This window comes from Solimonas marina, from assembly GCF_012241385.1.
Taxonomy (GTDB): Bacteria; Pseudomonadota; Gammaproteobacteria; order Nevskiales; family Nevskiaceae; genus Solimonas; species Solimonas marina.
Window position 1 is genome coordinate 39,792 of the sequence record NZ_JAAVXB010000018.1, and the last position, 19,670, is coordinate 59,461.

At 66.0% G+C, this 19,670-nt stretch carries 20 protein-coding genes, 1 tRNA gene and 1 pseudogene; 18 read left to right on the top strand and 4 right to left on the bottom strand.

Translation table 11 applies throughout. The features are described from left to right. The first annotated feature begins 8 nt into the window (after positions 1–8). The 8 genes from infC to G7Y82_RS20410 all read left to right on the top strand — a co-directional run bounded on the left by infC (position 9) and on the right by G7Y82_RS20410 (position 5,739). Entirely contained in the window at positions 9–527 is a 519-nt protein-coding gene (gene infC / locus G7Y82_RS20375; protein WP_366515707.1) for a translation initiation factor IF-3, read from the top strand. A gap of 174 nt (positions 528–701) precedes the next feature. Then, positions 702–899, top strand: coding sequence for a 50S ribosomal protein L35 (gene rpmI, locus G7Y82_RS20380; protein WP_168149982.1), 198 nt, complete (start codon positions 702–704; stop codon positions 897–899). Between the two features lie 19 nt (positions 900–918). Then, positions 919–1,284, top strand: coding sequence for a 50S ribosomal protein L20 (gene rplT, locus G7Y82_RS20385; RefSeq protein WP_168149983.1), 366 nt, complete (start codon positions 919–921; stop codon positions 1,282–1,284). A gap of 150 nt (positions 1,285–1,434) precedes the next feature. Further along, the gene (gene pheS, locus G7Y82_RS20390) at positions 1,435–2,436 is read left to right on the top strand and encodes a phenylalanine--tRNA ligase subunit alpha (RefSeq protein WP_168149984.1); all 1,002 of its coding nucleotides are present in this window, start codon (positions 1,435–1,437) and stop codon (positions 2,434–2,436) included. A 24-nt stretch (positions 2,437–2,460) separates the two neighbouring features. Beyond that, a complete protein-coding gene (gene pheT, locus G7Y82_RS20395; protein ID WP_168149985.1) occupies positions 2,461–4,830 on the top strand; it encodes a phenylalanine--tRNA ligase subunit beta in 2,370 nt (789 codons plus the stop codon). A 24-nt stretch (positions 4,831–4,854) separates the two neighbouring features. Next, on the top strand, positions 4,855–5,151 hold the full coding sequence (locus G7Y82_RS20400) for an integration host factor subunit alpha (RefSeq protein WP_168149986.1): 297 nt from the start codon (positions 4,855–4,857) through the stop codon (positions 5,149–5,151). Then, on the top strand, positions 5,135–5,566 hold the full coding sequence (locus G7Y82_RS20405) for a MerR family transcriptional regulator (protein WP_168149987.1): 432 nt from the start codon (positions 5,135–5,137) through the stop codon (positions 5,564–5,566). Before G7Y82_RS20400 ends, G7Y82_RS20405 begins: the two co-directional genes overlap by 17 nt. 96 nt (positions 5,567–5,662) lie before the next feature. Next, a tRNA-Pro gene (locus tag G7Y82_RS20410) sits at positions 5,663–5,739 on the top strand. A 66-nt stretch (positions 5,740–5,805) separates the two neighbouring features. Here G7Y82_RS20410 and G7Y82_RS20415 read toward each other — a convergent pair. Beyond that, complete coding sequence (locus G7Y82_RS20415; protein ID WP_168149988.1) at positions 5,806–7,452, bottom strand: isovaleryl-CoA dehydrogenase; 1,647 nt, start codon at positions 7,450–7,452, stop codon at positions 5,806–5,808. A 225-nt stretch (positions 7,453–7,677) separates the two neighbouring features. Between G7Y82_RS20415 and G7Y82_RS20420 the strand changes: the two genes are divergently transcribed. Next, on the top strand, positions 7,678–8,043 hold the full coding sequence (locus tag G7Y82_RS20420; protein ID WP_168149989.1) for a hypothetical protein: 366 nt from the start codon (positions 7,678–7,680) through the stop codon (positions 8,041–8,043). 9 nt (positions 8,044–8,052) lie between these two features. On the opposite strand, the gene G7Y82_RS20425 is transcribed toward G7Y82_RS20420, so the two are convergent. After that, positions 8,053–8,283, bottom strand: a complete 231-nt coding sequence (locus G7Y82_RS20425; protein ID WP_168149990.1) for a hypothetical protein — start codon at positions 8,281–8,283, stop codon at positions 8,053–8,055. Positions 8,284–8,424: 141 nt separating this feature from the next. Here G7Y82_RS20425 and G7Y82_RS20430 point away from each other — a divergent pair, with 141 nt between their 5' ends. Further along, a complete protein-coding gene (locus G7Y82_RS20430; protein ID WP_168149991.1) occupies positions 8,425–8,850 on the top strand; it encodes a CoA-binding protein in 426 nt (141 codons plus the stop codon). Further along, positions 8,847–9,365: an SRPBCC family protein gene (locus G7Y82_RS20435; protein ID WP_168149992.1), complete on the top strand. Its 519-nt coding sequence runs from the start codon at positions 8,847–8,849 to the stop codon at positions 9,363–9,365. The genes G7Y82_RS20430 and G7Y82_RS20435 overlap by 4 nt, the downstream gene beginning before the upstream one ends. Before the next feature lie 20 nt (positions 9,366–9,385). On the opposite strand, the gene G7Y82_RS20440 is transcribed toward G7Y82_RS20435, so the two are convergent. Together G7Y82_RS20440 and G7Y82_RS20445 are read right to left on the bottom strand one after the other, a co-directional pair. Next, the gene (locus G7Y82_RS20440; protein WP_168149993.1) at positions 9,386–9,652 is read right to left on the bottom strand and encodes a hypothetical protein; all 267 of its coding nucleotides are present in this window, start codon (positions 9,650–9,652) and stop codon (positions 9,386–9,388) included. A 78-nt stretch (positions 9,653–9,730) separates the two neighbouring features. Then, a complete protein-coding gene (locus tag G7Y82_RS20445; RefSeq protein ID WP_168149994.1) occupies positions 9,731–10,033 on the bottom strand; it encodes a hypothetical protein in 303 nt (100 codons plus the stop codon). 356 nt (positions 10,034–10,389) lie between these two features. Here G7Y82_RS20445 and G7Y82_RS21625 point away from each other — a divergent pair. The 7 genes and pseudogenes from G7Y82_RS21625 to G7Y82_RS20475 form a co-directional block, all read left to right on the top strand. Then, positions 10,390–10,693: pseudogene (locus tag G7Y82_RS21625) on the top strand (IS3 family transposase); the annotation flags it as partial. 269 nt (positions 10,694–10,962) lie between these two features. Then, positions 10,963–11,082 (top strand): K(+)-transporting ATPase subunit F, encoded by a 120-nt coding sequence (locus tag G7Y82_RS22000; RefSeq protein ID WP_366515706.1) that lies wholly within the window; start codon positions 10,963–10,965, stop codon positions 11,080–11,082. Between the two features lie 21 nt (positions 11,083–11,103). Next, positions 11,104–12,813: a potassium-transporting ATPase subunit KdpA gene (gene kdpA, locus G7Y82_RS20455; RefSeq protein ID WP_168149995.1), complete on the top strand. Its 1,710-nt coding sequence runs from the start codon at positions 11,104–11,106 to the stop codon at positions 12,811–12,813. Positions 12,814–12,836: 23 nt separating this feature from the next. Beyond that, a complete protein-coding gene (gene kdpB, locus G7Y82_RS20460; RefSeq protein WP_168149996.1) occupies positions 12,837–14,882 on the top strand; it encodes a potassium-transporting ATPase subunit KdpB in 2,046 nt (681 codons plus the stop codon). A gap of 14 nt (positions 14,883–14,896) precedes the next feature. Continuing rightward, positions 14,897–15,463, top strand: a complete 567-nt coding sequence (kdpC, locus tag G7Y82_RS20465) for a potassium-transporting ATPase subunit KdpC (protein WP_168149997.1) — start codon at positions 14,897–14,899, stop codon at positions 15,461–15,463. 95 nt (positions 15,464–15,558) lie between these two features. After that, entirely contained in the window at positions 15,559–18,270 is a 2,712-nt protein-coding gene (locus G7Y82_RS20470; protein ID WP_168149998.1) for a DUF4118 domain-containing protein, read from the top strand. After that, positions 18,267–18,959 (top strand): response regulator, encoded by a 693-nt coding sequence (locus G7Y82_RS20475; RefSeq protein WP_168149999.1) that lies wholly within the window; start codon positions 18,267–18,269, stop codon positions 18,957–18,959. Before G7Y82_RS20470 ends, G7Y82_RS20475 begins: the two co-directional genes overlap by 4 nt. Positions 18,960–19,670 lie beyond the last annotated feature (711 nt).

A 19,670-nucleotide genomic window follows, 5' to 3' on the forward strand; every position in this document is an offset into this window, starting at 1 on the left:
ATGACGCAATCGCTTCAGAACGTGAAGATCGGCGCAACCATCAGATCAATGTTCCTCGCATCCGCCTGATCGCGGAAGACGGAGGCCAGATCGGGGTGATGCTGACCCGCGACGCGCTCGCCAAGGCCGAAGAGGCCGGGCTCGACCTCGTCGAGGTGTCACCGAACGCGGACCCGCCGGTCTGCAAGATCATGGATTACGGCAAGTACCTTTACCAAAAGGACAAGGCCGCCCACGCCGCGAAGAAGAAGCAGAAGCAGATCCAGGTCAAGGAAATCAAGTTCCGTCCAACGACGGAAACCGGCGATTACCAGACCAAGTTCCGCTCGATCACGCGCTTCCTGGAAGAAGGCGACAAGGTCAAGATCGTGGTCCGCTTCCGCGGCCGTGAGATGGCGCACCAGGAGTTGGGCGCGCAGATCATGGAGCGTCTGAAGGCGGAACTCGGAGAGCTGGCGGTCGTCGAGCAGCATCCGAGGATGGAAGGGCGTCAGGCCGTCATGGTCATGTCGCCGCGCAAGAAGTAAGGCCGCCCGTTACGGGCTGCCAAACACCGCGGGGCCGGTACGGCTCGCGGCGGCGGTCGGAGCGAGAGCTCATACCTGCCTAAAAGAGAAGCCCTTCCCCGTCGGGGAAGGCCCGACCAGCGCCCGTGGCAGGGCTGCGAACTCGGCAACGATGACGTAGCAGGAGTGTTACAAATGCCAAAAATCAAAACCGTGAAAAGCGCGGCCAAGCGCTTTGCCAAGACTGGCAAAGGCGGCTTCAAGCGTTCTCATTCGCACAAGCGCCACATCCTGACCAAGAAGTCGGGCAAGCGCATCCGTCAGCTCCGTGGCGAGGCGCAGATTCATGCGTCGGACGTCCGCGAAGTGAAGCAGATGCTTCCGTACGCTTAATCGATAAGGAGAACGAAACATGGCACGCGTCAAACGTGGTGTTACCGCCCGCGCCAAGCACAAGAAAGTCCTGAAGCAGGCCAAGGGCTATTACGGCGCCAAGTCGCGCCAGTTCCGCTCCGCCAAGGAGCAGGTCATCAAGTCGGGCCAGTACGCCTACCGTGACCGTCGCGTTAAAAAGCGCGACTTCCGCTCGCTGTGGATCATCCGCATCGGCGCGGCGACCAAGGAACTCGGCCTGTCGTACAGCCGATTTATCAATGGGCTCGCCAAGGCCGGCGTCGCCCTGGACCGCAAGGTCCTCGCCGATCTCGCGATCCACGACAAGGCAGCGTTCGCGTCTCTGGTGGCCCAGGCGAAAGCCTCGCTCGGCATCGCCGCCTAAGCAGCCAGCTTCGTCGTATCTGCTGTTTGCGAAGGGGAGCGGCGCCCGCGCCGTTCCCCTTTTCTATTGGTGGCGTCTTTTGATGAAGGCCGTCCGGCATCGCGCCGACGCGCCATCCACTCCCGATTCAAGACCGTTGTCCCGACCGCGATGAGCGACGAAATCGAACAATTGGTACACAGCGCGCAGGCCGATATTGCCGCCTGCGACGATCCCCGTGCGCTGGAAACTCTGCGCGTCGACCTGCTCGGCAAGAAGGGCCGCGTCACCGGCCTGCTGAAACAGCTCGGCGGCATGGCGCCCGACGAGCGCAAGACTTATGGCGAGCGCGTCAACAAAGCCAAGGAAACCCTGGCCGCCGCGCTCGAAAGCCGTGGTGAGACGCTGGACAGCGCCGCCCTCGAAGCACGCCTGGCGTCCGAGCGCATCGACGTGACGCTGGACGGTCGCGGCGAAACCATCGGCGGCCTGCACCCGATCACCCGCACCATCCAGCGCATCACCGAAATCTTCGGCGAGATGGGCTTCGAGGCGGTCGAAGGACCGGAAATCGAAGACGATTTCCACAACTTCGGCGCACTCAACATTCCCGAGGCGCACCCGGCGCGCGCGATGCAGGACACGTTCTACGTCCTCAACGGCGAACGGCTGCTGCGCACGCACACCAGTCCGGTGCAGATCCGCACGATGCAGCAGCGCAAGCCGCCGATCCGCATCGTCTGCCCGGGCCGCGTCTACCGCGTCGATTCCGATCGCACGCACAGCCCGATGTTTCATCAGATGGAAGGCCTGTACGTCGCCGAGAAGGTGTCGCTGGCCGACCTCAAGTACGACCTGCAGGTGTTCCTGTCGCGTTTCTTCGAGCGCGACATCGAGGCGCTGTTCCGGCCGTCTTACTTCCCCTTCGTCGAGCCCGGCGCCGACGTGCACATCAAGTGGACGCTGCCGGACGGCAGCTGGCGCTGGCTGGAAGTGCTGGGCTGCGGCGTCGTGCACCCCAAGGTGCTCGAAGCGGTCGGCATCGACTCGGAGAAGTACTCCGGCTACGCCTTCGGCATGGGCATGGAGCGCATGGCAATGCTGCGCTACGGCGTCGACGACCTGCGCCTGTTCTTCAACAACGATCTACGTTTCCTCGAGCAGTTCCACTGATCGCGACGGACCGGACATCAGAACATGAAGCTGAGTGAAAACTGGCTGCGCGAGTGGGTGAACCCCGCGGCCACGATCGAACAAATCGCCGAGCGCCTGGTCATGGGCGGTCTCGAGCTGGAAATCGAGCCAGCGGTTGCCGGGCGCGCGACGCAGGTCGTGGTCGCCAAGATCGTCGAGGCCGAGCGCCACCCGCAGGCTGACCGCCTGCAGGTCTGCAAGGTCGACGCCGGCACCGGCGCGCTGCTGCAGATCGTCTGCGGCGCGCCGAATGCGCGCCCGGGCATCAAGGTGCCGTGCGCGGTGGTCGGCGCCACCCTGCCCGGCGGCATGCAGATCGGCGAAGCCAAGCTGCGTGGCGTCGAGAGCTTCGGCATGCTGTGCTCGGCCTCGGAGCTGGGCCTCGCCGAAAAATCGGACGGCCTGGTCGAGCTCGAAGCCGACGCCAGGATCGGCATGTCCATCGATGACTACTTCGATCTCGACGACCACATCCTCAATCTGGAAATCACGCCGAACCGCGGCGATTGCCTGTCGGTGGTCGGCCTGGCGCGCGACATCTCGGCACTGTACGGCGTGCCGTTGAAGCGGCCGACGCCGCAGCAGACCGTCGTCGAGGGCCACGAGCAGATCAAGGTCGAGATCGAAAGCGTCGACGACTGCCCGAGCTACGTCGGCCGCGTCATCACCAAGCTCAACGCCAAGGCGCGCACGCCGGACTGGATGCGCGAGCGCCTGCGTCGCTCGGGCATTCGCAGCATCCACCCGGTCGTCGACATCACCAACTACGTGATGCTCGAACTCGGCCAGCCGATGCACGCCTTCGACGCCGGCAAGCTGTCCGGCAACATCCGCGTGCGCCGTGCGCGCGACGGCGAGTCGCTGCAGCTGCTCAACGAGCAGACCGTCGAATGCCGCGACCGCGAACTGCTGATCAGCGACGACGGCGGCCCGATCGCGCTGGCCGGCGTCATGGGCGGCCTCGACAGCGGCGTGCAGGCCGGCACCACGCGCATCTTCTTCGAGTCGGCGTGTTTCGCGCCGACCGCGGTGGCCGGTACCGGCCGCCGTCACAAGCTGTTCTCCGATGCCTCGTATCGCTACGAGCGCGGCGTCGATCCGGCGCTGCAGCGTCAAGCACTGGAACGCGCGACGCAGTTGGTGCTACAGATCTGCGGCGGCGAAACGCACCCGGTGACGCAGGCCGGCCGCAGCCAGCCGGAGCCGGTCAACGTGCGCGTGCGCCGCTCGCGCATCGACCAGGTGCTCGGCCACGAGATTCCGGCCAAGGACGTCGAAACCCTGCTCGGCCGCCTCGGCATCGCGCTGCGCGCCGAAGTCGGCGACGCGTGGATGGCGCGCGTGCCCAGCCACCGCTACGACCTGCGCATCGAAGCGGACCTGATCGAGGAAGTCGGCCGCCTCTACGGCTACGACCGGATTCCGGCACGTCCCTACCAGGCGCAGTTGGCGCCGTCGCAGCGCGCGGAGGCCGCGCGCCCGCTGATCGCCGTCAAGCAGCATCTGGCCGCGCGCGGCTGGCAAGAGGCGATCTCGCTGGCCTTCGTCGAACCGGGTCTGCAAACCGCGCTCGATCCGCAGGCCGCGGCCATCGCGCTCGACAACCCGATCGCCGACAACCTGTCGGTGATGCGCACGACGCTGTGGGCCGGCCTGATTCCGGCCTGGCTCTACAACCGGGCGCGCCAGCAGGACCGCGTGCGCCTGTTCGAAGCCGGTGTCTGCTTTGCGCTCGACAACGGCAGCGTCGTCGAAACCTCGCGCCTGGCCGGCCTGGCTGCCGGCCGCGCCCTGCCCGAGCAGTGGGGCAGCGCCAACCGCCCGGTCGACTTCTACGACCTCAAGGCCGAAGTCGTCTCGCTATTCGGCAATGCCGCTGCCGACTACCGCTTCGAGGCCGCCGAGCATCCGGCACTGCACCCCGGCCGCTGCGCCCGCATCGTCCGCGGCGACCAGGCCTGCGGCTGGATCGGCGAACTGCACCCGAAGCTGGTCGGCACGCTGGACCTGCCCGAGGCGCCGTTGCTGTTCGAACTCGACTGGACGACGCTGCGCAGCGTCGGCGTACCCAAGGCCGCTGCGCTGTCCGAATTCCCGTCGTCGCGCCGCGATCTGGCGGTGGTTGTTGCCGAATCGGTCAGCGGCGAGCAATTGCTGACATGCGCGCGACAGGCGGCAGGCGAGTTGCTGAGCGAGGCGCTGATTTTCGATATTTATCGTGGAACAGGTCTCAAAACCGGCGAGAAAAGCGTGGCTTTGGGCTTGCTTTTCAATAACGTCTCGCGCACCCTAACTTTGTCCGAGATCGACACGGCAGCGTCCGCGGTGACGCAAGCGCTGACGCGCGAGCTGAACGCCGTGATCCGACAGTGACAAGACGATAAGGGGAATCGCCTGGTGGCATTGACCAAGGCCGAGTTGGCTGAAGCACTGTTTGAAGACCTCGGCTTGAACAAGCGCGAGGCGAAGGAATTCGTCGATCTTTTCTTCGAAGAAATTCGCGGTCGTCTCGAAGCCGGCAAGGAAGTAAAGCTTTCCGGCTTCGGCAACTTCGAGCTGCGCTCCAAGAACCAGCGGCCTGGCCGCAACCCCAAAACCGGCGAAGAGATTCCGATCTCGGCACGCCGCGTCGTCACGTTCCGTCCGGGTCAGAAACTGCGCCTGAGGGTGGAAGCCGATGCGGTCCGTCGATAAACCCCTCGCCATCCTCCCTGACATTCCCCGCAAGCGCTATTTCGCGATCGGCGAAGTCAGCGAGCTCTGCGACGTCAAGCCGCACGTGCTGCGCTACTGGGAGCAGGAATTCCCGCAGCTCAAGCCGGTGAAGCGCCGCGGCAACCGCCGCTACTACCAGCACGAAGACGTGCAGATGGTGCGGCGCATCCGCAGCTTGCTCTACGAACAGGGCTTCACCATTGGCGGCGCGCGCCAGCGCCTCAAGGAAATGCCGCGGCTGGTCAGCGGCGGCGACAGTGCCCGGCCCGGTCACGCGGCGCTCGCCGTCGGCAAACCGCGCCCGGTCGCCGCCGCCACCGGCAACGGCCGCAACCTCGAAGTGCAGCGGCTGCGCGACGAGCTCGAGTCGCTGCTGCGCCTGTTCCCGGAATAAGCAGTCGCGGTTCCGAGCCCGCGTTTCCCTTCAAAACCCCCGCGGCGTCCGCTACACTTCGCGACCCCGCAGTACCGCCGTATGCAAGCCTCGCGTCGGGGCGTAGCGCAGCCTGGTAGCGCACTTCCTTGGGGTGGAAGTGGTCGCAAGTTCGAATCTTGTCGCCCCGACCATTTTTTAGATCCGCGCCGCGGATCGCCGTCCGACGACGGCTTCAACCCTCCTCCTTTCGTTAGAGCTCAGCCGTCGACGAACGCGCGCGCCAGCAACGCGTCGAGCGGCGCCTGCGCTGACAGCGTGCCGTAGTTCAGGCCGTGCTCGCCGCCGAGGCGGCTGCTGCACCAGGTGGCGGCCACGTCGTCGTTGCCGGCACGCAGCAGGATCGCGGCCTGCAGTGCCAGCGCCAAGCGCTCGACGACCATGCGCGAGCGCAGTTCCAGCGTCGCCCGATCGTCGAAGGCTTGCGTCAGCCAGTGAATCTCGCGATCGAGATCGGCATGCGCGCCACGCGCGCTCAGCAACTCGGCGAACAGCGCCTCGCGCGTTTCCGGCTCCTTGCCGACCGCGCGCAGCACGTCCAGGCACTGGATGTTGCCGCTGCCTTCCCAGATCGAATTGAGCGGCGCCTGACGATAAAGGCGCGGCATCGGGCCGTCCTCGACGTAGCCGGCGCCACCGAGACATTCCTGCGCCTCATTGACCAGCGGCGGGCAGCGCTTGCAGATCCAGAACTTGCCGATCGCGGTGGCGATGCGCGCAAACGCCGCCTCGCCCTCATCGCGCGGCGAGGCATCGACGGCGCGCGCAACACGCATCGTCAGCGCCGTCGCCGCCTCGGTTTCCAGCGCCAGATCGGCCAGCACGTTGCGCATCAACGGCTGGTCGATCAGCAGCTTGCCGAACGCCTTGCGGTAGCGCGCGTGATGCAGGGCCTGCACAGTGGCCTGCCGCATCAGGCTCGACGAGCCGATCATGCAATCGAGGCGCGTCAGCGCGACCATTTCGAGGATCGTCGAGACGCCGCGCCCTTCGGCGCCGACCAGTTCGGCGTAGGCGCCGAGGAACTCGACCTCGCTCGACGCATTCGACCAGTCGCCGAGCTTGTCCTTGAGGCGTTGCACGCGAATCGCATTGCGCGAACCGTCCGGCCGCAGCTTCGGCATCAGAAAACAGCTGAGGCCAGCGTCGACATAGGCCAACACCAGCCAGGCGTCGCACATCGGCGCCGAGAAGAACCATTTGTGGCCGACGATCTCGTAGCTGCCGTCGGCCTGTCGGTACGCCTTGGTGGTATTCGCGCGCACGTCCGAGCCGCCCTGCTTCTCGGTCATGCCCATGCCCATCGTGCAGCCGGTCTTCTGCTCCATCGGCAGCAGCCGCGGATCGTATTCGGTCGAATGGATCTTCGGCAGCCAGCGCGCCGCCAGGGCCGGCGTCTTCATCAGCGCCGGCGCCGCCGAGTGGGTCATGGTCAGCGGACAGCTGGTGCCGGACTCAGCCTGATTGTGCAGATACGAAACCGCTGCGCGGGCCACATGCGCACCCGGCTTGTCGGCGTTGCGCCACGCGAAGGCGTGCACGCCGTATTGCATGCCGAGCTGCATGACGCGGTGATAGGCCGGATGGAACTCGATCTCGTCGATGCGATGACCGTAGCGATCGTAGGCCTTCAGCTTGGGCTTGTTCTCGTTGGCGGCATAGCCGAGCGCGACCATCTCACCGCCCGCCACCGCGCCGAATTCGCTCAGGTGCGCTTCGGCCCAGCCGCCGCCCTCGCGCGCCACGGCCTCGCGCAGCGCAAGGTCGGACAGATAGCTGTTGTAGTTCTGCAGCGGTGGTGCTTGGTTGTCGACCGCGTGCGTCAGAAACTGTTCGGCGATGCTCATGTCGTACGTCCTCCGTGACGATCAGCATAGTCACCCGCTGTCAGCCCCGCATTCGCCGAAGTACGCGCATCGCGCAGCCGAGCGGTCATGCAGCGCGCTTGCGTCGCGGTGTGCTCGGTATATGATCTTCGTGCCGGGCTCTCTCCCCCGGTCATTACGCCACCTCCACGGTTACCCACCGCCGGCAGCTCTTCTTTTCAGTTTTTGCCTGCGAAGAGGTGGCTCATGCCGCACACACTTCCCGACACGCTGTCGATCAGCTCATGGCCGCTGGCTGGGCTGAGCGCGCTCGCGAGCGCGCTGCTGCTCGTTGCCATGATGCTTTTGCTCGGCGCCGGGCGCCGGCGCGCGTCAGAGCGCCTTGAGCAACGGCTCGCGGCGACCGTGCTCGGCGCGGCAGCGCTGGCGTTATGGGTCGACCTGCTCGGCCCGAGCGCCGCGCTGCCGCGCTGGGGCGTCGCTGCAATGCTGCTGGCGGCGCCGGCAACGCTGATCACGCATCACCGACAACTGCCGGCCAGCCCGCGCCGGCTCATCGGCGGCCTGGGTCTGAGCGCGGGCCTGCTCTGGCTGGGCAGTGCATGGCGCTGACCACCGGGCTCAGTTCAGCGCATCTTCGTCGTTGACGACCGGGCGGCTTTCCCGCGTCGCGCGCATGATCTTGCCGGGCTCACCGGCATCGACGATCTCGATGTAGTCGTCGTAAACGGCCTTGACCTGCGCGGCGAACGGAAAGCCCGTCAGCTTCGGAACGCGATAGCTGACCGTATCCCCCACCTTGAAGCTGGCCGGGTCGAAGTTGAATTCGAACGGACACTTTTCATCGGACATCGTGCGGCTTCTCCCCTTTCTTTCGGTTTCGTATTGACCGTCATCGTAGCGCAGCACGCCGCGACGCCGGAAGCATGCCGACCGATCCAGTATGCTGATCCTGCAAGCCGTCGAGACCCTAGCGGCGCAGGAGGACTCTGCATGAATCCGGGCGGTGACGCCGACATCAACGCCATACTGGCGCAGACACGCCGTATCGCGGTACTGGGCATCAAAACCGAGGCACAAGCCACGCAACCGGCGTTCTACGTGCCGAAGTACCTGGTGGACAGCGGCTACGACGTGGTGCCGGTGCCGGTCTATTACCCGGACGTCTGCACCATCCTCGGCCACGCAGTCTACCGCCGGCTCGCCGACGTTCCGGGCACGATCGATCTGGTCGATGTCTTCCGCCGCCCGCAGGACCTGCCGGCACACCTCGACGACATCCTCGCAGCACGCCCGAAAGCCGTGTGGCTGCAACTGGGCATTCGCGACGATGCGTTTGCCACGACCCTGCGCGCGGCGGGCATCGCCGTGGTCCAGGACCGCTGCCTGATGGTCGAGTTGCAGCAACGCACCGCATGAGCGACGAGCGCGAACCGCATCAGGACGCAGCCGCTGCCGACACGCTGCACTTCGAACATCTGGTGCAGATCAACGATCCGCGTGAACTGCGGATTGAGCCAATACGCCGTGATCAGCTTTGGCGTGGCCTGCTGCTGCGCGCGCAGACGCCGCAGTTGTTCATTCCATGGCTCGACGAGGTCGAAGTCGAGTCGGACGCAGACGGCTCGCTGCGTCGCGTGCTGCACTTCGGCGACTACGAAGTCCGCGATCAGGTCCATTTCGAGAACGAAACGCGTGTGCGCTACGAAATCGAGGATGAGCGCGCCAATACGCATTTCAGCCTAACGATGTGCATCGAGGAGCCCGCCAACGATGCGCTCTTCGTGCGCTTCACCTACGCCGCACGCTCGATCGACCACCACGCACAGAGCCCGCTCGGCGAAATGGTCAAGAGCGCGTACCAGCAAGCTGATCGCGATACCGTGTTCCGCATCCGCCAGCTCGCCGCCAGCGGCGTGCTGGAGAAGCAGTAGCCCGCAAGCTGCGGGGGCGGTCAGTCCCCTTCCGGGACGAAGCGTCGCGACCGCAGATCGGCCTCGAACTGATCGAGCCACGAAGGCGTCTGACCACCGACATACGCCGCGACGCGCACACCGCGACGCTTGGTTGTCACCTCGACATCGTAGGTCGACAGACAGCGCCCATCCGCGCACTGCACGCGTGGATGTTCCTTCACGTAAAAGCAGAAATCGCCGACCCGTTCGTGCCGCTGCTCGAGCAATCGGCGCGCCGCCTCGACCTCTTCATCGAATGCGATCATCTTGTCCCCTCCGGCTGCCTGCATGCTGCGCCGGAAGTGACCGCACATCAAGCCGCCGTCGGCGGCTCCGCATACCGGTCAGGAAACAGCGAGTCGCACACGGCGCCGCGCCACCGGCCGGGCACTGCCGAACAGTCGCTCGCGCATCAGCTCTTCTTCGCTACGCGGTCGCGTCGGCGTACTCATCGTGCGACGCGCGTTGATGAAGTAGGCGGCGACCACCTCCGTTACCTCGGGCTTGCCTTCGTCGTTGCGGCGCAGCCAGCCGGCCCGCACCAGTCGCTCCTCGTCCTCGCGAAACAAGGTCGAGGTCAGCTCGCGACGAAACAGTTTCTTCAAATACAGAAAATGATGGTCACCACATCCATGTGGAAACGTCACGGGCCACTCCGTTATAGGTCTTGGTCGGCGCGCCATCGTCCTTGCGGCGCTTCGGCATTGTGAGCGCCGCTGCTGCACCGTAACTGAACGCAAAGTCCGCTTCAAGGGACTGGCAAGAACACCGCACAGATCGTTACGCTGTTCGCATTGGCCAATTTTGGGTGGCCCGCAAGAAACTACTCGCGATGACGGGCGAACTTCGCCCGCAGTTCAGCCATGCGGGATAATGAACGATGAAAATCGCCTTACGGACATCATGAAATGTCGAAATCGGCGATTCGCGCTGGACTCAAATCCGGAATGTCTGCGAAGCGCCGTCAGCGTGCGCATGCTTCGGCTATTTGTTCAAACGTTCCCTATTGCATTCCGATCAATGGTGTCAGTTCGCCAGCGACGACTGGCGGTCGTTTCTGAAGGAATACCGGATGGGGCCGAACATACGCTGACGCGGAAACTGCCACGACAACGCCGTCGCCGGGAGCTTCTTCAGTGCGATGAAGAAGGAGAGGATCAAGCGGCGAATCTATCCGGCTCGGCAAGCTGCCGCATCGGACGTGCTCGATGACATCGAGTGTTTTAAACATGGTTCGGCGACGTGGTTCCGCTGTCGATCTTTCAGCGGTCGAGTTTGAACGGCGCTACGCGCCAGACGATTCTTGAGTGGCGATGAACCCCTGGGCCGGTCCAGTCTGATCACGTCCGCGATTCGGAAAATTCGATAGATCTACAAAAAGCCGCGGAAACGCCGTGCGGGGCGCGGTGATTTATATGCGATTTATATGAATCGCCGCCGGCTCCCGTCTCGAATTCCTATGGCGTGCTGCATTCGAATATCGCCGGCCGCAATCAGCGGCGATGACGGGGCCGCAACATGGCCGACATCACGTTTCTCGGTATCGCGCTGCTCGGCTTCGCGCTGATGGGCGCCTATGTCCGCATATGCGGCCGGCTGTGAACGCGCCATGTTCGACCTGCTCGTCGGCGGCGGCGTGGCGCTCGTGCTGCTCGCCTATCTCGTCTATGTGCTCGCCCGCCCCGAGCATTTCTGAGGCGCCGCCAGGAGTCCGGACATGACCTTCAATGGATGGCTGCAGATCGTCGTCTACGTGGCGCTGCTGTTGCTGCTGGTGCGACCGCTCGGCGGTTTCATGCATCGCCTGTATGTCGGCGAGCGGGTCTGGCTGACGCCGCTGCTCGGGCCGGTCGAGCGTGGCATGCTGCGGCTTGCCGGCATCGACGGACGCGAGCAACAGCACTGGTCCGCCTATGCCGCCGCGATGCTGCTGTTCAATCTCGGCGGGTTCGTCCTGCTCTACGGCATCCTGCGCACGCAGGCCTGGCTGCCGCTGAATCCGCAGCATCTGCCGAATCTGGCCCCGGCGCTGGCCTTCAACACGGCGATCAGCTTCGTCACCAACACCAACTGGCAGGCCTACGGCGGCGAGTCGACGATGAGCGACCTGGCGCAGATGGGCGGGCTGGCCGTGCAGAACTTCCTGTCGGCGGCGACCGGCATTGCACTAGCGTTCGCGCTGATTCGCGGATTCGCATGCCGTGGCACAACGACGGTCGGCAACTTCTGGGTCGACCTGACACGCGTCACACTCTACGTGCTGCTGCCGATCTGTCTGCTCTACGCGCTGCTGCTGATCGCGCTCGGCGTGCCGCAGAACTTCTCGGACTACACACCAGTGACGACGCTGGAGGGCGCGCGGCAGCTGATCGCGCAAGGGCCGGTCGCTTCGCAGGAAGCGATCAAGATGCTCGGCACCAATGGCGGCGGCTTCTTCAATGCCAACTCCGCGCATCCGTTCGAAAACCCGTCGGCGCTGAGCAACCTGCTGCAGATGCTGTCGATCTTCGCGATCGGTGCGGCGCTGACCGACGTCTTCGGGCGCGCCGTCGGCAATCGTCGGCAGGGGCACGCGATTCTCGGCGCGATGCTGCTGCTGTTCGTTGTCGGCGCCGGCCTCACCTACTGGGCGGAGAGCGCGGCACCGAGTGCACTGACGCATGTCACCGCCTTGCAGGCGAGCGGCAATCTCGAAGGCAAGGAGACCCGATTCGGCATTGCCGCCTCGTCGCTGTACGCGGTGATCACCACGGCGGCTTCATGCGGCGCGGTCGATGCGATGCATGACAGTTTCACCGCGCTCGGTGGCGCCGTGCCGCTGCTCAACATCATGCTCGGCGAGGTCATCGTCGGCGGAGTCGGTGCCGGCTTCTACGGCATGATGCTGTACGCGCTGATCGCGATCTTCATGGCCGGCCTGATGGTCGGCCGCACGCCCGAATATCTCGGCAAGAAGATCGAGACGCGCGAGATCAAGCTCGCCATGCTGGCGGTGCTGGTGGCGCCGCTGATGATCCTCGGATTCACCGCGCTGGCCTGCGTCGTGCCGGCCGGCCTCGCCGGACGCCTCAACGACGGCGCGCACGGCTTCAGCGAAATGCTCTACGCGTACAGCTCGGCGGCCGGCAACAACGGCAGCGCGTTCGCCGGACTGTCGGCCGATTCGACGTTCTACGACGTGACGCTGGCGATCGCGATGCTGGTCGGCCGCTTCGCAATCATCGTGCCGATGCTGGCGATCGCCGGCGCACTGGCCGCGAAGAGAGCGGTGCCGCCTTCGGCTGGCACGCTGCCGAGCGACGGCGGCCTGTTTGTCGCGCTCCTGATTGCGGTAGTGCTGGTGTTCGGCGGACTGACGTTCCTGCCGTCGCTGGTGCTTGGTCCAGTTGCAGAGCATACGGCGATGCTGACAGGTGGACAGCCATGAGCGAAGCCAGACCCAGGAATGCCATGAAGACGACCTCCACGACCCAGCCGCATTTCCCGTGGAGGGAGACTGCGAGCGCCGCGCTGCGCAAGCTCGATCCGCGTCAGCTGATCCGCAATCCGGTGATTTTCGCGACCGCTCTGGTGGCGACGGCGGCGACGGCGCTGTTCGCGCGTGACGTCATGTCAGGCACCGCGCAGCTGCTGTTCTCGGCGCAGATCATCGCCTGGCTGTGGTTCACCGTATTGTTTGCCAACGTTGCCGAAGCACTCGCCGAGGGACGCGGCAAGGCGCAGGCGGCGGCATTGCGTAGCACGCGACAGCAGACCCGCGCGCGGCGTCTCGCGCGCAGCGGCGGCGAAGCCTATGCCTGGGTGCCGGCGACCGAGCTGCGCAGCGGCGACGTCGTACAGGTCGAGGCCGGCGAGTTGGTGCCCGGCGACGGCGAAGTGATCGACGGCGTCGCCACCGTCGACGAGTCGGCGATCACCGGCGAGTCGGCGCCGGTGGTGCGCGAGTCCGGCGGCGATCGTTCGGCGGTGACTGGCGGCACGCGCGTGCTGTCGGATGCGATCAAAGTGCGCATCACGGCGCCGGCCGGTGCCGGCTTTCTCGACCGGATGATCGCGCTCGTGGAAGGCGCGGCGCGGCAGAAGACACCGAACGAGATGGCGCTGACGGTATTGCTGGCCGGCATGACGCTGATCTTCGTGCTCGCCTGCGCGAGCATTCCGAGCTTCGCGATCTATGCCGGCGGCAAGGTGTCGATGATCGTACTGATCGCCCTGTTCGTGACGCTGATCCCGACCACGATTGGCGCGTTGTTGTCGGCGATCGGCATCGCCGGCATGAACCGTCTCGTGCGCTTCAACGTGCTGGCGACGTCCGGCCGCGCCGTCGAGGCGGCCGGCGACGTCGACACGCTACTGCTCGACAAGACCGGAACGATCACGCTCGGCAATCGTCAGGCCGTCGCGTTCCTGCCGGCGCCGGGCGTCGACGAGCGCGAGCTGGCCGAAGCCGCGCAGCTGGCCAGCCTCGCCGACGAAACGCCGGAAGGCCGCTCTATCGTGGTGCTGGCGAAGACGCGGCATGGGCTGCGCCCGCGCGATGTGGCGGCACTGCGCGCACGATTTCTGCCGTTTTCGGCGCAGACCCGCATGTCCGGCGTCGACATCGACGGCCACGAGCTGCGCAAGGGCGCGGTCGACGCGGTGCGTGACTACCTGCGCACGCTTGCCGACGGCCGGGTGCTGCCGGAGGCGGTGGTGGCTGGCGCCGACGGCGTGGCCAAAGCCGGCGGTACGCCGCTGGTCGTCGCCCGTGACGGCCGCGCGCTCGGCGTCGTGCATCTGAAGGACGTCATCAAGGGCGGGATTCGCGAACGCTTCGCCGAGCTGCGCCGCATGGGCATTCGCACGGTGATGATCACCGGCGACAATCCACTGACGGCAGCGGCGATCGCCGCCGAAGCCGGCGTCGACGACTTCCTTGCGCAGGCCCGCCCCGAGGACAAACTGGCGTTGATTCGCGCCGAACAGGCGGACGGCAAGTTGGTCGCGATGTGCGGCGACGGCACCAATGACGCACCGGCGCTGGCGCAGGCCGACGTCGGCGTAGCGATGCAGACCGGTACGCAGGCCGCACGCGAGGCCGGCAACATGGTCGATCTTGATTCCGATCCAACCAAGCTGATCGAGATCGTCGCGATCGGCAAGCAGCTGCTGATTACGCGCGGCGCACTGACGACGTTTTCGGTCGCCAACGACGTCGCCAAGTATTTCGCGATCCTGCCGGCGATGTTCGTCACGGTCTATCCCTCGCTCGCGGTGCTCAACATCATGCATCTGCACTCGCCGCAGTCGGCGATCCTGTCGGCGACGGTCTTCAACGCGTTGATCATCCTGCTGCTCGTGCCGCTGGCGCTGCGCGGCGTGAAATACCGGCCGGCGCCGGCGGCGACGCTGCTCGCGCGCAATCTCGCGGTCTACGGCGTCGGCGGGCTCGTCGCGCCGTTCGTCGGCATCAAGCTCATCGATCTGGCGCTGTGCGCGATCGGCCTGGTCTGAAGGAGGTTTTGACAATGACCCATCTACGCCCCGCGCTCGTGATGCTACTGCTGTTCACGCTGCTGACCGGCGCCGTCTATCCGCTGCTCGTCACCGGCCTCGGTCAGGCGCTGTTCCCGCGTCAGGCGCACGGCTCGCTGATCGAGCGCGACGGTCATGTGATCGGCTCGGCGCTGCTCGGCCAGCGCTTCGCGTCCGATCGCTACTTCCACGGCCGGCCGTCGGCGGCCGGCCGTGACGGCTACGACGCCGCAGCGTCGGGCGGCTCGAACCTCGGGCCATCGAGCGCCGCGCTGCACGCCCGCATCGCGGCCGATGCGGCCAGACTGCAGGCGCAGAATCCGGATGAGCCGGTGCCGGCCGATCTCGTCACCACGTCGGCCAGCGGTCTCGATCCGGACATTTCGCCGGCCGGCGCGCTATTCCAGGTACCGCGCGTCGCCCGTGCCCGCGGTCTCGACGAGGCTCGTGTGCGCCGGCTGGTCACCGCGCATGTCGAAGGACGCGCGCTCGGTCTTTTCGGCGAGCCGCACGTCAACGTGCTGGCACTGAATCTGGCGCTCGATGCGATGTCGCGCTGAGTGCTATCGCCGCTTTCGCCGCCATCGCCGACGGCGCGATACTGCGCGCCGGATGAAAAAACGTAACCTCCGCCCGTACCTGCCGGAATGCCCGCGTGATTGACGATCCCGCGTCCGGACATCGCGCACGCCCATCGCCGGACGCGCTGCTGGAGCAGGCGCAGCGCGAGGGACGCGGCAAGCTGAAGATCTTTCTCGGCGCCGCGCCGGGCGTCGGCAAGACCTATGAAATGCTGCAGGACGCCCGCCGTCGCCGCGACACCGGAGTCGATGTCGTCGCCGCGCTGGTCGAGACGCACGGTCGCGTCGAGACCAAGGCGCTGCTCGACGGCATCGAGCCGCTGCCGCGCCGCCGCGTCGCCTATCAGCGGCGCGCGCTCGACGAGATGGATCTTGATGGTCTGCTCGCGCGTCGCCCACAGCTGGCGCTGGTCGACGAGCTGGCGCACACCAATGCACCGGGGTCGCGGCATCCGAAGCGCTGGCAGGACGTCGTTGAGCTGCTCGATGCCGGCATCGACGTCTACTCGACGCTGAACGTCCAGCATCTCGAAAGCCTCAACGACATCGTCGCCAGCATCACCCACGTGCGCGTACGCGAAACCGTACCCGACTCGATACTCGAGCGCGCGCACGACGTCGAAGTGGTCGACCTCACGCCGGCCGACCTGATGCAGCGCCTGCGCGAGGGCAAGGTCTATCGCGGCGAGGCTGGCGAGCGTGCGCTGCAGCACTACTTCACGACGTCCAATCTCACCGCCCTGCGCGAGCTGGCGCTGCGGCGCACGGCCGATCGTGTCGACGAGCAACTGCAGCGCCAGCGCCGCGCGCGGGGCGTCGAGCAAGTCTGGGCGGCCGGCGAGCGAGTGCTGGTCTGCATCAACGAATCACCGGCCGGCGAGGCGCTGGTTCGTCATGCCAAGCGCGTCGCCGACCGTCTCGATGCCCCGTGGACCGTGCTGCACCTGGAGACCGCACGCAGCCTGCGGCTCGACGAGGCATCGCGCGTGCAGACGCATGCGACGCTGCGACTGGCCGAACAGCTCGGCGCCGATACGCAGACGCTGCCCGGCGGCATCGACATCGCCGGCACAGTGCTGCGTCTGGCGCGCGAGCATAACGTCACACAGCTGATCGTTGGAAAATCGCGGCGCTCGCGCTGGTTCGAGTGGCGGCACGGCTCGGTCGTGCACGAGCTGGTCAAGCGCGCCGACGGCATCATCGTCCAGGTGCTCGTCGATAAGCCGCGGGCGCTTGGCCGGCAGCGCGACGCCGGACGTATCGAAGCACACTGGAGCTGGGGCGCCGGCGCCGATCATGCGCGCGCGGTGTTCTACGCCGCGCTCGCCACATTGCCGGCGCTGGCGATCGACCGGGGGCTCGGCGCACCGAACGTCTCGATGCTGTTCCTGCCGGCGGTGATCGTCGCCGCGATGCGCGGCGGCCTGGTTCCCGGCCTGCTCTGCGCGCTGGTCAGCGCGGCGCTCTACAACTTCCTGTTCCTGCCGCCGCTGTACACGTTCACGATCGGCGATCCGGCTAATGTCATCGCCTTGTTCGCGTTCCTGCTGACGGCGGCGCTGACCAGCCGCCTGTCGGCGCGTGCGCGCGATCAGGCGCGGCTGGCCAGCGACCAGGCGATGCTCAACGGCGAGCTGCTGCAATTCAGCCGCCAGGTTGCCGGTCTGCGCCGGCTCGACGAGCTGATGGGCGTCGCCGCGCGACGCATTGCGCAGATGCTTGACGTCGACGCTGTGGTGCTGTCCGCCGACCCGGATGGTTTGCGGGTGCGCGGTGCGTCGTCGGCACGCGCGGTGCTCGAGGAATCCGATCTGGCGGCGGCGAACTGGTGCCGCGACCGGGCGCGACCGGCCGGTCGCGGATCCGACACGTTGCCGGGCAGCCGCTGGCTGTTCGTGCCGATGCTGTCGGACGCGGCGGTGGCCGGCGTCATTGGCGTGCGCGGCGAGGAACGGGTTCGCCTCAGCGCCGGCCAGCGGCGTCTGCTCGACGCGCTGGCCGACCTGATCGCGATCGGTGCCGAGCGCATCCGCCTGGCCAAGGATGTCGACCAGGCGAAGATGCTGGCCGAAACCGAGAAAATGCGCGCGGCGCTGTTGACGTCGGTCTCGCACGATCTGCGCACGCCGCTGGCGAGCATCCTCGGCAGCATCACCAGCCTGCGCGCCTACGGCCCTCACTACGACGCCGCGCAGCGCGATGAGCTGCTGGCGACCGCGGAGGAGGAGACCGAGCGCATGAGCCGCTTCGTCGCCAACCTGCTCGACATGACGCGTATCGACGCCGGCGCGCTGCAGGTGCGCAGCGAGAGCTGCGAGATCGCCGACATCGTCGACGGCGCCGTGCGCCGGACCCGCAAGCTGCTGGCGCGGCATCGCCTCGAGATCGAATTGCCGCCGGCGCTGCCGTTTCTGCGTACCGATCCGGCGCTGCTCGAGCAAGTGCTCGTCAACCTGCTCGACAATGCGGCGAAATACGCCCCCGAAAACAGCGTGATCACACTGACCGTTCGCCAGCACCGCTATGCGCTGACCATCAGCGTCGCCGATCGAGGGCCCGGCGTGCCGGCCACCGAGCAGGAGCGGATCTTCGATGTCTTCTACCGAATTCGTCAGGCCGACCGGCAGCGCGCCGGCACCGGTCTGGGGCTGACGATCTGCCGCGCGTTCGTGCGTGCGATGGGCGGGCGCATCCGCGTGCGGGCGCGCGACGCCGGTCCGGGCGCGCAGTTCGAGATCGAATTCGCGGCGAGCCAGCTGGTCGCGGTAGAGGGCGAGAGGCCATGACGAATGCCGTACGCGTGCTCGTCGTCGACGACGAGAAGCCGATCCGTCGCCTGCTGCGCACCACGCTGCAGGCGCAGGACTACGACATGCTCGAAGCGGCCACCGCCGCCGAGGCGCTGGACAGCGTGCGCCGTGAGCGGCCGGCGCTGGTGATCCTCGATCTGGGGCTGCCGGACCGCGACGGGCTCGACGTGCTGCGCGAGCTGCGCGCCGAGTCGGCGGTGCCGGTGATCGTGCTGTCGAGCCGCGATTTCGAGGCCGCCAAGGTACAGGCGCTCGACGAGGGCGCCGACGACTATGTCAGCAAGCCGTTCGGCAGCGAGGAGCTGATGGCGAGAATTCGCGCGGCGCTGCGCCATCGCATGCAGCAGCAGGGCGCCCGGCCTCTCTACCGAAGCGGCCCACTTAGCGTCGACCTGATCCATCGCCGCGTGCAGCTTGGCGGCGACGACGTGCACCTTTCGCCGAAGGAATATGCGCTGCTGGAACAGCTCGTGTTGCACGCTGGCAAGGTGCTCACGCATCGCACACTGATCGAGGCCGTCTGGGACGGCGATCTGCAGACCGACGTGCAGTATCTACGCATCTACGTACGCCAGTTACGCCAGAAGCTCGGACCGTGCCACGGCCAGCCCGAGTTCATCCAAACCGAAGCCGGCGTCGGCTACCGGCTGCGAGCAGCGGATTGAGCCTGCTTAATGAGGAGGCATTGCGTCAGGAAACTGAACCTTCCTAGAAGTCCTGTAGGCTCATTGATGTGAGCCGCGCCGCGACGGCGAGACTCGGTTTTGAACGAGGCCACCACGTGCATTTCGGATTGGAGCGGCCCGCCACCTGCTTTGCAGGCAACAACGCCCTTACGGCGCGGCTAATTTTCCGCAGTTCGCAGCACGAATCTAAACGTGACGCTGGGCCGCGAAACTTCTCATTGTTTCGGCGCCCTCCGTTATTGTTCGCCCTCGATTCATGACCCTCGGAATTTTCTTCCGCTCTGAGGTCCCCCCAGTAGGGTCCAGCTGGCCCAATCTCAATGTTGCGAGCGCCAGCCGAATCGTCGCGTGCACTTCTTCCTTGCTGACGCCAGACCGAATCGAAATACGAGAGGCCGATAGCAGATTCATGATAAGACCGGCCACCTGCTCCGCGTCGAACTCTCCGCTATCGGAGTCAATTGCAGCGGCAGCTATTCTCTCCCGCAATGCGCACAAACGATCCTTTCTCGCACCGGAAATGATCTTCTGTACTTCCGGACGACTGTCTCCGAACTCGCAGATGGCGAAAATTTCGAGTGCGCCGAGAACGAACACGTGCTGGCGGCGACCCATGCGCCGCAGATCGCCGAGCTGGCCAAGGACTACACGCACGTGCTGTTCGCCGGCAACGCGTTCGGCAAGGACGTG

Excerpts from the sequence above, each read along its gene's own strand:
- rpmI (WP_168149982.1), top strand. The coding sequence starts at position 702 with ATGCCAAAAATCAAAACCGTGAAAAGCGCGGCCAAGCGCTTTGCCAAG.
- rplT (WP_168149983.1), top strand. The coding sequence starts at position 919 with ATGGCACGCGTCAAACGTGGTGTTACCGCCCGCGCCAAGCACAAGAAA.
- pheS (WP_168149984.1), top strand. The coding sequence starts at position 1,435 with ATGAGCGACGAAATCGAACAATTGGTACACAGCGCGCAGGCCGATATT.
- pheT (WP_168149985.1), top strand. The coding sequence starts at position 2,461 with ATGAAGCTGAGTGAAAACTGGCTGCGCGAGTGGGTGAACCCCGCGGCC.
- G7Y82_RS20405 (WP_168149987.1), top strand. The coding sequence starts at position 5,135 with ATGCGGTCCGTCGATAAACCCCTCGCCATCCTCCCTGACATTCCCCGC.
- G7Y82_RS20415 (WP_168149988.1), bottom strand. The coding sequence starts at position 7,452 with ATGAGCATCGCCGAACAGTTTCTGACGCACGCGGTCGACAACCAAGCA.
- G7Y82_RS20420 (WP_168149989.1), top strand. The coding sequence starts at position 7,678 with ATGCCGCACACACTTCCCGACACGCTGTCGATCAGCTCATGGCCGCTG.
- G7Y82_RS20425 (WP_168149990.1), bottom strand. The coding sequence starts at position 8,283 with ATGTCCGATGAAAAGTGTCCGTTCGAATTCAACTTCGACCCGGCCAGC.
- G7Y82_RS20430 (WP_168149991.1), top strand. The coding sequence starts at position 8,425 with ATGAATCCGGGCGGTGACGCCGACATCAACGCCATACTGGCGCAGACA.
- G7Y82_RS20435 (WP_168149992.1), top strand. The coding sequence starts at position 8,847 with ATGAGCGACGAGCGCGAACCGCATCAGGACGCAGCCGCTGCCGACACG.
- G7Y82_RS20440 (WP_168149993.1), bottom strand. The coding sequence starts at position 9,652 with ATGATCGCATTCGATGAAGAGGTCGAGGCGGCGCGCCGATTGCTCGAG.
- G7Y82_RS22000 (WP_366515706.1), top strand. The coding sequence starts at position 10,963 with ATGTCCGCATATGCGGCCGGCTGTGAACGCGCCATGTTCGACCTGCTC.
- kdpA (WP_168149995.1), top strand. The coding sequence starts at position 11,104 with ATGACCTTCAATGGATGGCTGCAGATCGTCGTCTACGTGGCGCTGCTG.
- kdpB (WP_168149996.1), top strand. The coding sequence starts at position 12,837 with ATGAAGACGACCTCCACGACCCAGCCGCATTTCCCGTGGAGGGAGACT.
- kdpC (WP_168149997.1), top strand. The coding sequence starts at position 14,897 with ATGACCCATCTACGCCCCGCGCTCGTGATGCTACTGCTGTTCACGCTG.
- G7Y82_RS20475 (WP_168149999.1), top strand. The coding sequence starts at position 18,267 with ATGACGAATGCCGTACGCGTGCTCGTCGTCGACGACGAGAAGCCGATC.